Raw genomic sequence first — 14,825 nt, 5'->3', positions numbered from 1 at the left:
TACGCCCGGCCGGGTGCACGACAGCCCAAACGCAGCCCCCTCTTGCTCGCCAAGCTGGAAATCCAGTTTCGATCAGGTCGTGTCCTGGACAATAATGGTGCAGCGCTGGCAGTCGCCTTAAGAGCACCTGCCCATCATTCCTGAAGTAGCTGAGTCTATCTCGAACACATCAAGGCGACCTCGGGAACAAAAGCAACCGAGGACCGCCAACGCGTTAAGGAAGAAACCTGACATGGCCGTACCCGAAAAGCTGAGAGAACTGGTTTCACTGTATGAAGAAAACAGAACGGAATACCGCTCAGGCAAATTCAATGAAACACAGGCAAGAATCCAGTTCATCAATCCGCTGTTCGAGCTTCTGGGTTGGGATGTCAGCAACAAGAACGAGTACGCCGAGCTTTACAAGGATGTCGTTCATGAAGACGCGGTAAAAATAGGCGGAAGAACCAAGGCCCCCGATTACTCGTTTAGAATTGGAGGCGCGAGAAAATTCTTTCTCGAAGCGAAGAAGCCTGCAGTCCCGGTCACAGACGACATACCCTCAGCCTACCAGCTCAGGCGTTACGGTTGGAGCGCCAAGCTTTCTCTATCGGTACTGTCCAACTTTGAAGACCTTGCCATTTACGATTGCCGCATCAAGCCGGAGCCCTCGGACAAGGCAAGCAAGGCACGCGTCAAGATCTACCACTTCAAAGACTACGTAGAGCACTGGGACGAGATCTATTCCATCCTGTCCAAAGAGTCCGTTCTCAGAGGGTCTTTCGATAAATTCTCCAACGACGCCCGCAAGAAAAGAGGCACGGCACAGGTCGATGATGCGTTCCTGGATGATATCGAGTCATGGCGAGAAGCCTTGGCCAAAAACATCTTTCTGAGGAACAAGACGCTCAGCATTCGAGAGCTCAATACCGCCGTCCAGCGAACGATAGATCGAATCGTCTTCCTGCGGATCGCTGAAGACCGCGGCATCGAGCCTTACGGAACCCTCGGAAATCTCAAGGGCACCAAGAACATCTACGCCGCGCTCTGTGAGCTTTTTCGCAAAGCGGACGCTCGTTACAACTCTGGCCTCTTTCACTTTGATGAAGCAGACGGATCCCAGGAAACACTCGATAACTTCACGCTTGACCTGAAGATTGATGACAAAGTCCTGCATGAAATCATCAAAGGACTTTACTACCCCGACAGCCCTTATGTGTTCAGCGTTTTGTCTGCGGACATCCTTGGGCAAGTGTATGAGCAATTCCTTGGCAAGGTAATAAGCCATAGCAAGAACGCCATTACGATCACGGAAAAACCGGAAGTCAAAAAGGCCGGCGGGGTCTATTACACCCCCTCGTACATTGCCGAGTTCATCGTCGAAAACACCATTGGAAAATGGGTAAGCGGTCGCACCCCCAACCAGGTGTCTGGCAATGATGCGAGAGTCAAGGATTCCGCGCCCTTACGGATCATCGACCCTGCGTGTGGCTCTGGCTCCTTTCTCATCGTCGCCTACCAGTACCTGTTGAATTGGTACTGCACGAAATATGTAGAAGAAAACGCAGAAAAACACGCCAAAGGCAGGGATCCTAAACTCTACTATGCGGCGGGCGGTGAGTGGCGCCTCACCATTGCGGAAAAAAGACGCATCCTGACCAGTCATATCTTTGGCGTGGACATTGACCCACAGGCAGTGGAGGTCACCAAGCTGTCTCTCCTGCTGAAGGTGCTTGAAGGTGAGAACGGCGACGTCGTTTCCAGCCAGATGGATCTTTTCAAAATGCGCGTACTTCCCGACCTCGGGAAAAACATAAAGTGCGGAAATTCTCTTATCGGTGACGACTTCTACGAGCTGTTCGACGCCGACAGCTTGTCACTGGACGAACGACTGTCAGTCAACACGTTCAACTGGGACAGGGAGTTCTTCAAAGGATTCAAAGGGAAATTCGATATTCTAATCGGAAACCCGCCGTACCTTTACTCGTCTGCCGGCGAGAACAAGAAATACTTTTCAGAACACTATAAATACTCTCAATATCAAACCGACTTCTATCAGTACTTTATCGAGAAATCCTACACGCTTGTCAAAGATAACGGTGTCATCTCTTACATCGTCCCAGACTCGTGGCTAAACTCCTCGAACTTTAGCAACCTTCGCAAGCTCATGGTTGAAGTCAACGGCGTCAACACGCTGGTGTTCTTCGACTATCTGGTCTTCAAGTCAGCCAGCATCGAGAACACAATCTTCATCGGCTCTCCGACCCAGAGCAATTCAATTTCAGTCGTTCGATCATCGGCACCCGGCGTATTCACTGACTACGCTGTACTTGATACCTCGAAGGTCATCGCGCGAGGCATCATTGACCCCCGGTACACCGAAGCGGACGAGAAAATCATAGCCAAGGTGGACACGTTCTCTCCCGCCAGCGAGCGGTATGATATCAACCGCGGCCTGCACGCTTACCGCACAGACGGTTATGGAAAATCCGCCTATCAAGACGGTCCCCAAACAAAAGCTGATAAAGATAAACGCTCTTATCATTCCGAAGAAAAACTTAACGACACCTACCTGCCTGAAATTCGCGGTCGGGATGTCGGTTTTTTTGATTATTGCTACAGCGGAAGCTTCATTTCATACGGCGATTGGCTGGCCGAGCCGCGTCCAGAGCGGTTCATGAGAGCGCCCAAAGTCGTTCTCAGGAAGACGCTGGGCAGAAGGCTATCGTGCGCCATTATCGAAGAGCCTGCTGCTGTAGATCAGGCACTGTATATCGCTATTTCCAAAAACAGTTCGGCAGACGATCTGAAGCTGCTTGCCGGCCTGGCAGGGAGTACGTTTGGCGCGTGGTACATCCGCACAAAATATGCGATCTATGATCGTCTGCACCCTTGGTACACGAAAAAGAATCTTGCCGATTTCCCCATTCCGGAATCGACTTCACCGATCATCTCTGTCTATGAAAAGATTACTTCCAAGCGCGCCAGATTCAAGGAATCGAAGCTTGAGCAGGAGCGAAACCTGCTTCTCGCGGACATTGAACGGCTTGAGACATCCCTGGATGACGCCGTCTTCAATGCCTATGGCCTGACCGACAGCGAGAAAGCGGTCGTACTGTCAGGGGCACTCGATTAAGGAAGCCTTGCACATGACAAAGCCGCGCGAATGCGCGGCTTTTCCATGTTCCGCCCAGATCTACTCTTTGCTGCGCAGCGAGGTTTGCCGAGGGTTGTAGAACGTGCTGTTGGCTGGGATGTCACGGGTTACCAGCGACATGGCGCCGATGACCACATTGTCCCCGATGCTGATGTGATCGGCGATGATGCAGCTGTTGGCCCCCAGGCTGACGTTGTCGCCTATGTGCAGCGCGTAGTGTTCCAGGCCAAGGGTCTTGATCCCGATCGAGCAGTTCTGGCGGACGAAGAAATTGCGGCCAATGGTCACGTGCCGGGTAATCACCACGCCGGGCAAGTGGGCGATGCGCAGGCCGGGTGCGATCTGCGCGCCAATGTCGATGTCCACGGCGTACTTCAGGTTCAAGCGCTGCTGCATGCGCCGGGCGTGGCGCCGGGCCAGTCCGCCGCGGGCGTCGAGGTACTGCGCCAGGCGGAAAGCGAAGAGATAGCGAAGTTTATTGTCCTTGCGTACACGTCGCAGAACATTGAACAACAGGCTGATGCGGCGTCCGGGCCCTTTCTTGTTGGAGACTTCCATCCTCCAACATTCGAGCAGGTCGGCGAACTTCACACCGGGCCTCCACTGAAACGGTTCATTATGATGCCGCATAAATGGCCGTTATGCACTCGCCCTTGCCCTGCTCCCCTATGGCTGGCTAGGCTAGCCAGCCCACTGCAGAGACTCGCCATGCCGGATTCGCGCCCCATCACCCTCGACGAAATCGACCGCCAGTTGATCGCCCTGCTACAGATCAACGCCCGCGAGAGCGTTGCCACCCTGGCACGCCAGCTGGGCATCGCCCGCACCACCGTCAACTCGCGCCTGGCGCGCCTGGAAAAAGGCAAGGTCATCACCGGCTACGGCGTGCGCCTGGGCCAGCGCCTGATCGGTGGCGGCCTGCAAGCCTACGTCGGGATCAAGGTGCAGCCGCGTTCCGGCAAGGAAGTGGTACGCCGCTTGAGTGGCATGGGGCAAGTGCAGCAGCTGTGCGCGGTGAGTGGCGAGTTCGACTATGTGGCCTGGTTGCGCAGCGATACGCCAGAGCAGCTGGACCAACTGCTGGACCAGATTGGCAGTGTCGAGGGCGTGGAGAAGACCACCACGTCGATCATTCTGAGCAGCAAGGTCGATCGCGGCCAGCCGGCCTAGCTCGCCTCTCTGGCAGAATCGTCAAGTTCGATCAAGCCTTCGTCGTTATGACGAAACAACTTACATTCAGCCATCACTCTGCATCTTAATTACGAACATCCCACTCCATAAAATGACCCCCAGCCATCTCCTATACTCAGGCTCCGCCCTTCGCGCAGCCGCTCTGGCAAGGTCACTTCATGAACAAGAAAAACCGCCACCCCGCCGACGGCAAGAAACCCATCACCATCTTCGGCCCGGACTTCCCTTTCGCCTTCGACGACTGGCTTGAGCACCCTGCCGGCCTGGGCAGTATTCCCGCCGAGCGCCACGGTGAAGAGGTTGCCATTGTCGGTGCTGGCATAGCGGGCCTGGTGGCCGCCTACGAGCTGATGAAGCTGGGCCTGAAACCGGTGGTGTACGAGGCGTCGAAGTTGGGTGGCAGACTGCGCTCCCAAGCCTTCAACGGCACCGACGGCATCATCGCCGAACTCGGCGGCATGCGCTTCCCGGTCTCCTCCACCGCTTTCTATCACTACGTAGACAAGCTAGGTCTGGAGACCAAGCCCTTCCCCAACCCGCTGACCCCTGCTTCGGGCAGCACGGTAATCGACCTGGAAGGCCAGACCTACTACGCCGAAAAGGCCAGCGACCTGCCTGAACTGTTCCACGAAGTGGCCGACGCCTGGGCCGATGCACTGGAAAGCGGTGGCCAGTTCGCCGAGATCCAGCAGGCGATCCGCGACCGCGACGTAACGCGCCTGAAGGCACTGTGGAACAAGCTGGTGCCGCTCTGGGACGACCGCACTTTCTACGATTTCGTCGCCACTTCGCGCTCGTTCGCCAAGCTCAGCTTCCAGCACCGCGAGGTCTTCGGCCAGGTCGGCTTCGGCACCGGCGGCTGGGACTCGGACTTCCCCAACTCGATGCTGGAAATCTTCCGCGTGGTGATGACCAACTGCGACGATCACCAGCACCTGATCGTCGGTGGCGTCGAACAGGTGCCGCAAGGCATCTGGCGCCATGTGCCGGAGCGTTGCAGCCACTGGCCCGAGGGCACCAGCCTCAGTTCGCTGCATGGCGGCGCGCCGCGCACTGGCGTCAAGCGCATCGCCCGTGCCGCCGATGGGCGCCTGGCGGTCACCGACAACTGGGGCGACACCCGCCACTATGGCGCTGTCCTTGCCACCTGCCAGAGCTGGCTGCTGACCACCCAGATCGACTGCGAGGAATCCCTGTTCTCGCAGAAAATGTGGATGGCCCTGGACCGTACCCGCTACATGCAGTCGTCGAAGACGTTCGTCATGGTCGACCGGCCGTTCTGGAAGGACAAGGACCCGCAAACCGGGCGCGACCTGATGAGCATGACCCTCACAGACCGCCTGACCCGCGGCACCTACCTGTTCGACAACGGTGACGACAAACCGGGGGTGATCTGCCTGTCCTACGCGTGGATGAGCGACGCCCTGAAGATGCTGCCGCACCCGGTGGAAAAACGCGTGCAGCTGGCCCTGGATGCACTGAAGAAGATCTACCCGAAGACCGACATCGCCGGGCATATCATCGGCGACCCGATCACCATTTCCTGGGAAGCCGACCCGCACTTCCTCGGCGCCTTCAAGGGCGCACTGCCGGGCCATTACCGTTACAACCAGCGCATGTACGCGCACTTCATGCAACAGGACATGCCCGCCGAGCAGCGTGGCATGTTCATCGCCGGCGACGATGTGTCGTGGACCCCGGCCTGGGTCGAAGGCGCGGTGCAGACTTCGCTGAACGCGGTGTGGGGTATCATGAACCACTTCGGTGGCCAGACCCACCCGGACAACCCTGGCCCGGGCGATGTGTTCGACGAGATCGGGCCTATCGCCCTGGCCGATTGAGACAAGGAGGCAGCATGCGCATCGCTCTGTTCCAGGGCGCACCCAACCCGCTGGACGTGCCCGGCAACCTGCAACGGCTGCGCCACCAGGCGCAACGGGCGGCCGAGCGCGGCGCGCAGTTGCTGGTGTGCCCGGAAATGTTCCTGAGCGGCTACAACATCGGCCTGGAGCAGGTCGAGCGTCTGGCCGAGGCCGAGGATGGCCCTTCGGCCATGGACGTGGTGGAGATCGCCCAGGCTCACCGCATCGCCATCGTCTATGGCTACCCGGAGCGCGCCGAGGATGGCGCCTTCTACAACAGCGTGCAATTGATCGATGCCCATGGCCGCAGCCTGTGCAATTACCGCAAGACGCACCTGTTCGGTGAGCTGGACCGCTCGATGTTCAGCGCCGGCGCCGACCACTTCCCGGTCGTCGAACTGGAAGGCTGGAAGGTCGGGCTGTTGATCTGCTACGACATCGAGTTCCCGGAGAATGCCAGGCGCCTGGCGCTGGCGGGCGCCGAGCTGATTCTGGTGCCGACGGCGAACATGACGCCCTACGATTTCGTCTGCCAGGTGACCGTGCGCTCGCGGGCGCAGGAGAACCAGTGCTACCTGGTGTATGCCAACTACTGCGGGGCGGAAGGCGAGATCCAGTACTGCGGGCAGAGCAGCATCATCGGGCCGGATGGCAGCCTGCTGGCGATGGCCGGGCGCGATGAGTGCCAGTTGCTGGCGGAACTGGAGCATGAGCGGGTGGTACAGGGGCGCGAAGCGTTTCCCTACCTGACGGATCTGCGTCAGGAGCTGCATTGGCATAACGTCTGACGGCCCTATCGCCGGCAAGCCGGCTCCCACAAAAAGCCGGCTCCCACAAAAAGCGCGCTGCTCTGCTCTCCTGTGGGAGCGGGCTGGCCCCGCGAAGAGGCCTGCCCAGACACCGGAGTAGTCTGGCACGGGCTACGCCCATGTTCGCGGGACAAGCCCGCTCCCACAGGCATAAGCTCACCGCTGACTTTGTGGGAGCCGGCTTGCCGGCGATGAGGCCGGGCCTGCCAGTACAAATGGGTTAGCATGAACACCTGCCCCGGAGTTCCCATGCCTGACGCCACCCGCCATCTCACCCTCGCCAACGGCCTGCGTCTGGCCCTGCGCCACGCCCCGCACCTCACGCGCGCGGCGGCGGCATTGCGGGTGCATGCCGGCAGCCACGATGCGCCGCCCAAATGGCCTGGCCTGGCCCATTTCCTCGAACACCTGTTCTTCCTTGGCACGCCTCGCTTTCCCCTGGCCGATGGCCTGATGCGCTACGTCCAGGCCCTGGGTGGCCAGGTCAACGCCAGCACCCGCGAGCGCACCACCGACTTCTTCTTCGAAGTGCCGCCCGCCGCCCTGGACGGTGGACTGCAGCGCTTGTGCCAGATGCTTGCCGAACCCGACCTGGCCATCGATCGCCAGCGCCGCGAGCGGGAAGTGATCCACGCCGAATTCATCGCCTGGTCGCGCAACCCGCAGGCCCAGCAGCAGTTCGCGTTGTTGCAATCGGTGGGTGCAAACCATCCACTGCGTGGCTTTCATGCCGGCAATCGCTACACGCTGGCCTTGCAGGATCCTGCCTTTCAGCGGGCCCTCGCGGGTTTCCATGAACGCTTCTATCGAGGTGGGCAAATCACCTTGAGCCTCTGCGGCCCGCAAACGCTGGACGCGCTTGAACAGCTTGGCCGGCAAGCCGCCAGCCTGTTCGCGCCTGGAGAGCCTGTAGCGCAGTTGCCACCGCCCGCTTTATCGGCAAAACCCCACACACAGCTCTTTGCCCATGACAACCTGCCCAATGGCGCCGAACAGGCACTGGAATTGTTACTTGCCTGCCTGAGCGACAACAGGCCGGGCGGCTGGCTCGACGCACTTCGGCAGCGAGGCTGGCTGCAAGGGTTCAAGGCGCAAATGCTGTACGCCTACGCCGGGCAAGTGCTCTGGCACATCGACTTGCAGCTGACTCCAGACGCCAGCGCCGATGAAGCCTGGGCCTTGCTGCACGGCTGGTTCGGGTTCCTTCGCCAGCTTGACCCGGCGCAGCTCAATGCCGAGTTCAGGCTCTTGCAGCAGCGCCGCGAACGCAGCGCCAGTCCGCTTGAGCTGGCCCGCCGAGACAGTGCAGGCCAACCGTTCACGGCGCTGGATAGCCAGGCCTTGCACGCGCTGCAATCACTACTCGCACAGTTGCCATGCCGCGAACAGGGGCAATGGCAACTGCCTGCCATCGATCCGCTGCTGCTGGACGCATTGCCTGCTGCCAAGGCGAACCCTCTGCCCGCAGCCGTTACGTTCTGCGACCAACTGCCTGCGGCGCGCCAATACGCAGCGCTTTATTTGCGCTGGCATATACCTTCAGCCCTGCGCCTGCCTCTGCACGCCGCGCTGGAACGCGCCCTGCGCCCTCTACAGCAGCGCTGTGAGCGAGCTTCATTGCAGCTGCAATTCAGCGCCGCAGGCGAGTACTGGCAATTGCGCTGCGCGGGGCATCCGGCTGCGGTGATACGGGCTGTAGAACTGGCGCTGGCAAGCTTGCGCGTACCTTCACCCGGCAGTTGGCTCACGCCAGTGAATCAGGCGCCTGCCTTGATCCCGATCAGAGCACTGCTTAAGCGACTGCCTGATGCCGTACTCGGTACCGCCGACGAACCCGCGCCCGCCGGCACCCTCGGACAACAGGTACTCGAAGACGCATGGCAACACAGCCGCTGGCATGGGCTGTCCGTGGGCTTCGACCAGACCGCCCGCGATGCGCTTGGCGCCGTGCTGCAAGGCTGCCCTGGCCATGCTGGCAAGCCGGACGCTCCGCCCGCGTGGCAGGGCCACCGCTGGCACCACGCCCAGGTCCCCGGCAACGAACATGCACTGCTGCTGTTCTGCCCGCTGCCGGCTCGGCAGCAAGCCTGCGGCCGTCTGCTGGCCCAGCTGCTGCAGGGGCCGGTGTACCAACGTCTAAGGGTCGAGCTGCAACTCGGCTACGCGGTGTTCAGTACCTTCCGTCAGATCGAGGGCGTGGGCGGCCTGCTGTTCGGTGTGCAGTCGCCGCACACCCGCCACGGTGAAATCATCGACCATCTGTGGGCCTTGCTGCACCAGGGCGTGACGCTCGACCCAGGCGCTAGCCAGGTACTGGCCGAGCAATTCGATACAGCCGCCATGGCCAACGACGATCTCGCGCAATGGCTGTGGCAGACGCACCTCGCGGTACAGGGCGACGAGCTGGCATCGCTGCGCGCGTCTATTCTGAGCACGCAGCAAACAGATCTGGACGCGCTGCTTGATGCGATGCTCGACGAGCAATCCCCTTGGCTCTGCCTGGCCAATGCAGCTGCGGTGGCAGGACCCTGGCGGTAGGATTATTACATCGGCTGCAAGAGCGCTTTTCGAAGAATTAACCTTCCGGTACAAATTTTTCTTGTAAGATAGCGCAATCCCAGCCAATGGAACCTCCTGCGCAAGGTGGCATCCCAACAAGTAGCTGATCACCCCAACCCATTCGGAAGGAGTCTCCCATGTGGACCAAACCTGCATACACTGACCTGCGTATCGGCTTCGAAGTGACCATGTACTTCGCCAACCGCTAAGCCTTGCTTGCGGCTCGACGCCTCGGCCCGCCGGGGCGTCGTCGTTTTTCAGATATGCTTTTCGGATAAAGAGCCAAGCCATGTACATCCAGATTCTCGGCTCCGCCGCCGGCGGTGGTTTCCCCCAGTGGAACTGCAACTGCGTCAACTGCAAGGGCTATCGCGATGGCACCCTGCGCGCCACGGCACGCACCCAGTCATCCATCGCCTTGTCCGACGACGGCGAGCACTGGATCTTGTGCAACGCCTCGCCCGACATCCGCGCCCAGCTCCAGGCCTTCGCGCCCATGCAGCCAGCGCGTGCCCTGCGCGACACCGGCATCGACGCCATCGTCCTGCTCGACAGCCAGATCGACCACACCACGGGCCTGCTCAGCCTGCGCGAAGGCTGCCCGCACCAGGTCTGGTGCACTGACATGGTCCATCAGGACCTGAGCACCGGCTTCCCGCTGTTCACCATGCTCAGCCACTGGAACGGTGGCCTGCAGTGGAACCGCATCGAGCTCGAAGGCAGCTTCGTCATCCCGGCCTGCCCCAACTTGAGGTTCACGCCCTTCCCCCTGCGCAGCGCCGCGCCCCCCTACTCGCCGCACCGCTTCGACCCGCACCCGGGCGACAACCTTGGCCTGTTGGTCGAGGACACGCGCAGCGGCGGCAAGCTGTTCTACGCCCCCGGCCTCGGCCAGGTCGATGACAAGCTGCTGGCGATGATGCACGGCGCGGATTGCCTGCTGGTCGATGGCACGCTGTGGGAAGACGACGAAATGCAGCGCCGCGGTGTCGGCACCCGCACTGGCCGCGAAATGGGCCACCTGGCGCAGAACGGCCCCGGCGGCATGCTCGAAGTGCTGGACGGTTTTGCACAGCAGCGCAAGGTGCTTATCCACATCAACAACACCAACCCGATTCTTGACGAAGACTCTCCAGAGCGCGCCGAAGTGGTCCGCCGCGGGGTGGAAGTCGCCTACGATGGCATGAGCATCGAGTTGTAATGCACGCGGTACCTGTGGGAGCTGGCTTGCCAGCGATGAGGCCAGCCTGGGCAGCTCCCACAGGTTCCTGCTCCCGCGAGGCATTTTCTGTTCTACAGGAGCCAGCTGAATGAACGACGCACTGCCACTGTCCCCGGCCGAATTCGAACAGGCCCTGCGCGCCAAGGGCGCCTACTACCACATTCACCACCCGTACCACGTGGCGATGTACGAGGGCCGCGCCAGTCGCGAGCAGATCCAGGGCTGGGTAGCCAACCGCTTCTACTACCAGGTCAACATCCCGATGAAGGATGCCGCGATCCTGGCCAACTGCCCGGACCGCGAAATCCGCCGCGAGTGGATCCAGCGCCTGCTCGACCACGACGGCGCGCCAGGCGAGGATGGCGGTATCGAAGCCTGGCTGCGCCTGGGCCAGGCCGTGGGCCTCGACCCGGACCAGCTGCGCTCCCAGGAGCTGGTGCTGCCCGGCGTGCGCTTCGCCGTCGACGCCTACGTGAACTTCGCCCGCCGCGCCAGCTGGCAGGAAGCGGCCAGCAGCTCGCTGACCGAGCTGTTCGCCCCGCAGATCCACCAGTCGCGCCTGGACAGCTGGCCGCAGCATTACCCGTGGATCGACCCCGCCGGCTACGAATACTTCCGCACCCGCCTGGGCCAGGCCCGGCGTGATGTGGAACACGGCTTGGCGATCACCCTGCAGCACTACACCACGCGGGCGGGCCAGGAGCGTATGCTGGAAATCCTGCAGTTCAAGCTGGATATCCTCTGGAGCATGCTCGACGCCATGAGCATGGCCTACGAGCTGAACCGCCCGCCTTACCATTCCGTCACCCAGGAACGGGTGTGGCACAAAGGAATCGCCCTATGAGTCTTGATCGCAAACTGGTGCCGAACTGGCGCCCCGGCTACCGTTTCCAGTACGAGCCGGCGCAAAAAGGCCATGTGCTGCTGTACCCCGAGGGCATGATCAAGCTCAACGACAGCGCCGGCCTGATCGGCGGCCTGATCGACGGAAACCGCGACGTGGCGGCGATCATCGCCGAACTCGAACAACAATTCCCTGGTGTGCCCGAGGTCGCCGACGACATCGAGCAATTCATGGAGGTGGCCCGTGCCGAACACTGGATCACCCTCGCCTGAGGTGCCGGTCGGCCTGCCGCTGTGGCTGCTGGCCGAGCTGACCTACCGCTGCCCGTTGCAGTGCCCGTACTGCTCCAACCCGCTGGACTTCGCCGAGCAGGGCAAGGAGCTGACGACCGCGCAATGGTTCAAGGTCATGGCCGAGGCGCGCGAAATGGGTGCGGCGCAGATCGGCTTTTCCGGCGGCGAACCGCTGGTGCGCCAGGACCTTGCCGAGCTGATCGCCGAAGCCCGGCGGCTGGGCTACTACACCAACCTGATCACCTCGGGCATCGGCCTCACCGAAGCGCGCATCGCCGCCTTCAAGGAGGCTGGCCTGGACCATATCCAGATCAGCTTCCAGGCCAGCGACGAGCAGGTGAACAACCTGCTGGCCGGCTCGAAGAAAGCCTTTGCACAGAAACTGGAGATGGCCCGTGCGGTGAAGGCCCACGGCTACCCGATGGTGCTCAACTTCGTCACCCATCGGCACAACATCGACAAGATCGACCGCATCATCGAACTGTGCATCGCCCTGGACGCCGACTTCGTCGAGCTTGCCACCTGCCAGTTCTATGGCTGGGCGCACCTCAATCGCCTGGGCCTGCTGCCAACCCGTGAGCAACTCGAGCGCGCCGAGCGCATTACCAACGAGTACCGGGCGAAGCTCAAGGCCGAGGACAACCCGTGCAAGCTGATCTTCGTCACCCCGGACTACTACGAAGAGCGCCCCAAGGCCTGCATGAATGGCTGGGGCAGCCTGTTCCTGACCATCACCCCGGACGGTACCGCCCTGCCCTGTCACGGCGCCCGGCAGTTGCCGGTGCAGTTCCCCAACGTGCGCGACCACGACCTGCGGCACATCTGGTACGACTCGTTCGGCTTCAACCGTTTCCGTGGCTATGACTGGATGCCCGAGCCCTGCCGCTCGTGCGACGAGAAGGAAAAGGACTTCGGCGGCTGCCGTTGCCAGGCCTTCATGCTCACCGGCGATGCCAGCAAGGCCGACCCGGTGTGTGCCAAGTCGGCCGACCACGGCATCATCCTCAAGGCCCGCGAGGAGGCGCAAACCGCCGAGCTCGCCATTGAACAGATGACCTTCCGCAATGAACGCAACTCCCGTGTCATCGCCCGCGGCTGAATTCAGCGCCGCTCAGGCCGTCGCCGCCGGCACCGACTTCGCCGAGCTCAAGGTCAGTGACCAAGGGCTGTTCTGGAACGAGTTTCGCCCGGCCGACGGTGCCTGCCGGGTCTGGCGCTGGCACGGGCAACAGGCCAGTTGCCTGACGCCAGACGGCTTCAGTGTGCGCAGCCGGGTCTACGAATACGGCGGCGGCAGTTTCTGCCTGGGTGGCGACGGGCTGCTGTTCGTCAACGAACAGGACCAGCAGGTCTATACCCAGCCACTGGAAGGCGGCGCCCCCCGCGCACTGACAGGCGATAGCGCCAGCCGCTTCGGCGATGTGCAGTGGCACGGCGGCAAGGTGCTGGCCGTGCAAGAGCGCCATGGGCAGTCGGTCCAGCACCGTCTGGTCGCCTTCGACGAGTGCACCTTGGAGGTACTTGCCGAGGGCGCCGACTTCTATGCCTCGCCCACCTTGAGCGGCGATGGCCAACGCCTGGCCTGGATCGAGTGGGACCGCCCGGCGCAGCCCTGGACGGTCACGCGGCTGATGTGCCGAGCACGTGATACCGAAGGCAACTGGGGACAGGCGCGCTGCATTGCAGCGGCTGACGAATCCCTGCAGCAACCGCGCTTCGACGCTGCAGGCCGACTGTACTGCCTGTCCGATCGCAATGGTTTCTGGCAGCCGTGGGGTGAAATCGACGGTCACTGGCAAGCCTTGCCTGCAGAGCCTGCGGACCACGCCGCCGCGCCCTGGCAGCTTGGCACCTGCACTTGGCTGGCACTGGGACCGCAGACCTACCTGGCCAGCTGGTTCGAAGACGGCTTTGGCCAGTTGGGGATGCGTACCGCCGATGGCCGGATGCAACGCTACGCCAGCGCCTATACCCGCTTTCGCAGCCTGGCCATGGATGGCGAACACCTCTACGCCATCGCCGCATCGCCCATCAGCCCGCCCGCCGTCATCGCCATCGAGCGCGCCAGCCACGAGGTGCGCATCCTGGCAGGCGGCGCCGACGTTTTACCGGCAGCCTGCATCAGCCTGCCCAAGCCGATCCACTACGACAGCGGCGGCGAAATTGCCCATGGATTCTTCTACCCGCCAGCTCGCGCGCAGGGCCCAGCGCCGCTGGTGGTGTTCATCCACGGCGGTCCGACTTCCGCCTGCTACCCAGTACTCGACCCCCGCATTCAGTATTGGACCCAGCGGGGCTTTGCGGTTGCCGACCTGAACTACCGCGGCAGCACCGGCTATGGCCGTGCGTATCGCCAGGCACTGCACCTGCGCTGGGGCGAAAGCGATGTGCAGGATGCCTGCGCTGCCGTCGAGCACCTGGCCGCGCAAGGCTTGATCGATCGGCACAAGGCCTTCATTCGCGGCGGCAGCGCAGGCGGTTACACCACCCTGTGTGCCCTGGCTTTCCAGGATGTGTTCCGTGCAGGTGCCAGCTTGTACGGCGTCAGCGATCCCATTGCCCTGGGCCACGCCACGCACAAGTTCGAAGGCGATTACCTGGACTGGCTGATCGGCGATCCGCAGCACGATGCCGAGCGTTATCGCCAGCGCACTCCGCTGTTGCATGCAGCGCAGATCAAGGTGCCGGTGATCTTCTTCCAGGGCGAGCTGGATGCCGTGGTAGTGCCGGAGCAGACACGTTCGATGCTGGAGGCATTGCGGGCCAACGGCATCGAGGCCGAAGGGCACTTCTATGCGGGGGAGCGGCATGGCTTGCGCAAGGCCGAGAACCTGGCGCATGCGCTGGAGGAAGAGTGGAAGTTCTATTGCCGGGTGTTGGGACAGTAACGGCCAATCGCCGGCAAGCCG

General features: G+C 61.7%; 12 protein-coding genes. 11 read left to right on the top strand and 1 reads right to left on the bottom strand.

Annotation, left to right across the window (positions count from 1 at the left end; genetic code table 11):
* Nucleotides 1-232: 232 nt before the first annotated feature.
* Complete coding sequence (locus PMI38_RS04395) at nucleotides 233-3,115, top strand: Eco57I restriction-modification methylase domain-containing protein (protein WP_008091165.1); 2,883 nt, start codon at nucleotides 233-235, stop codon at nucleotides 3,113-3,115.
* Nucleotides 3,116-3,175: 60 nt separating this feature from the next.
* Here PMI38_RS04395 and PMI38_RS04390 read toward each other — a convergent pair whose 3' ends face one another.
* A complete protein-coding gene (locus PMI38_RS04390; RefSeq protein WP_043273035.1) occupies nucleotides 3,176-3,694 on the bottom strand; it encodes a serine acetyltransferase in 519 nt (172 codons plus the stop codon).
* 150 nt (nucleotides 3,695-3,844) lie between these two features.
* Between PMI38_RS04390 and PMI38_RS04385 the strand changes: the two genes are divergently transcribed.
* From PMI38_RS04385 to PMI38_RS04345, 10 genes are all read left to right on the top strand, one after another.
* Nucleotides 3,845-4,306 (top strand): Lrp/AsnC family transcriptional regulator, encoded by a 462-nt coding sequence (locus tag PMI38_RS04385; protein ID WP_008091161.1) that lies wholly within the window; start codon nucleotides 3,845-3,847, stop codon nucleotides 4,304-4,306.
* A 179-nt stretch (nucleotides 4,307-4,485) separates the two neighbouring features.
* Complete coding sequence (locus tag PMI38_RS04380; protein WP_008091159.1) at nucleotides 4,486-6,168, top strand: flavin monoamine oxidase family protein; 1,683 nt, start codon at nucleotides 4,486-4,488, stop codon at nucleotides 6,166-6,168.
* A 14-nt stretch (nucleotides 6,169-6,182) separates the two neighbouring features.
* The gene (locus PMI38_RS04375; RefSeq protein ID WP_008091157.1) at nucleotides 6,183-6,977 is read left to right on the top strand and encodes a carbon-nitrogen hydrolase family protein; all 795 of its coding nucleotides are present in this window, start codon (nucleotides 6,183-6,185) and stop codon (nucleotides 6,975-6,977) included.
* A 270-nt stretch (nucleotides 6,978-7,247) separates the two neighbouring features.
* Nucleotides 7,248-9,536: a pyrroloquinoline quinone biosynthesis protein PqqF gene (gene pqqF, locus PMI38_RS04370; protein WP_008091155.1), complete on the top strand. Its 2,289-nt coding sequence runs from the start codon at nucleotides 7,248-7,250 to the stop codon at nucleotides 9,534-9,536.
* A gap of 158 nt (nucleotides 9,537-9,694) precedes the next feature.
* A complete protein-coding gene (gene pqqA / locus PMI38_RS26390; protein WP_003243383.1) occupies nucleotides 9,695-9,766 on the top strand; it encodes a pyrroloquinoline quinone precursor peptide PqqA in 72 nt (23 codons plus the stop codon).
* Nucleotides 9,767-9,846: 80 nt separating this feature from the next.
* Entirely contained in the window at nucleotides 9,847-10,758 is a 912-nt protein-coding gene (gene pqqB, locus PMI38_RS04365; protein ID WP_008091153.1) for a pyrroloquinoline quinone biosynthesis protein PqqB, read from the top strand.
* A gap of 109 nt (nucleotides 10,759-10,867) precedes the next feature.
* Nucleotides 10,868-11,623 (top strand): pyrroloquinoline-quinone synthase PqqC, encoded by a 756-nt coding sequence (gene pqqC / locus PMI38_RS04360; protein ID WP_008091151.1) that lies wholly within the window; start codon nucleotides 10,868-10,870, stop codon nucleotides 11,621-11,623.
* Nucleotides 11,620-11,895 carry a pyrroloquinoline quinone biosynthesis peptide chaperone PqqD gene (gene pqqD, locus PMI38_RS04355; RefSeq protein WP_008091150.1) on the top strand — a complete coding sequence of 92 codons (276 nt, stop codon included), beginning with the start codon at nucleotides 11,620-11,622 and terminating at the stop codon, nucleotides 11,893-11,895. Before pqqC ends, pqqD begins: the two co-directional genes overlap by 4 nt.
* Nucleotides 11,867-13,015: a pyrroloquinoline quinone biosynthesis protein PqqE gene (gene pqqE / locus PMI38_RS04350; RefSeq protein WP_008091148.1), complete on the top strand. Its 1,149-nt coding sequence runs from the start codon at nucleotides 11,867-11,869 to the stop codon at nucleotides 13,013-13,015. The genes pqqD and pqqE overlap by 29 nt, the downstream gene beginning before the upstream one ends.
* Nucleotides 12,981-14,804 (top strand): S9 family peptidase, encoded by a 1,824-nt coding sequence (locus PMI38_RS04345; RefSeq protein ID WP_008091147.1) that lies wholly within the window; start codon nucleotides 12,981-12,983, stop codon nucleotides 14,802-14,804. The genes pqqE and PMI38_RS04345 overlap by 35 nt, the downstream gene beginning before the upstream one ends.
* Nucleotides 14,805-14,825 lie beyond the last annotated feature (21 nt).

The organism is Pseudomonas sp. GM84 (assembly GCF_000282535.1).
Classification (GTDB): domain Bacteria; phylum Pseudomonadota; class Gammaproteobacteria; order Pseudomonadales; family Pseudomonadaceae; genus Aquipseudomonas.
This window is presented reverse-complemented; position numbering and strand designations above follow the sequence as displayed.

Coding starts and splice junctions, on each gene's coding strand:
- PMI38_RS04375 (WP_008091157.1), top strand. CDS start 6,183: ATGCGCATCGCTCTGTTCCAGGGCGCACCCAACCCGCTGGACGTGCCC.
- PMI38_RS04390 (WP_043273035.1), bottom strand. CDS start 3,694: ATGGAAGTCTCCAACAAGAAAGGGCCCGGACGCCGCATCAGCCTGTTG.
- pqqD (WP_008091150.1), top strand. CDS start 11,620: ATGAGTCTTGATCGCAAACTGGTGCCGAACTGGCGCCCCGGCTACCGT.
- PMI38_RS04380 (WP_008091159.1), top strand. CDS start 4,486: ATGAACAAGAAAAACCGCCACCCCGCCGACGGCAAGAAACCCATCACC.
- pqqB (WP_008091153.1), top strand. CDS start 9,847: ATGTACATCCAGATTCTCGGCTCCGCCGCCGGCGGTGGTTTCCCCCAG.
- pqqC (WP_008091151.1), top strand. CDS start 10,868: ATGAACGACGCACTGCCACTGTCCCCGGCCGAATTCGAACAGGCCCTG.
- PMI38_RS04385 (WP_008091161.1), top strand. CDS start 3,845: ATGCCGGATTCGCGCCCCATCACCCTCGACGAAATCGACCGCCAGTTG.
- pqqF (WP_008091155.1), top strand. CDS start 7,248: ATGCCTGACGCCACCCGCCATCTCACCCTCGCCAACGGCCTGCGTCTG.
- PMI38_RS04345 (WP_008091147.1), top strand. CDS start 12,981: ATGAACGCAACTCCCGTGTCATCGCCCGCGGCTGAATTCAGCGCCGCT.
- PMI38_RS04395 (WP_008091165.1), top strand. CDS start 233: ATGGCCGTACCCGAAAAGCTGAGAGAACTGGTTTCACTGTATGAAGAA.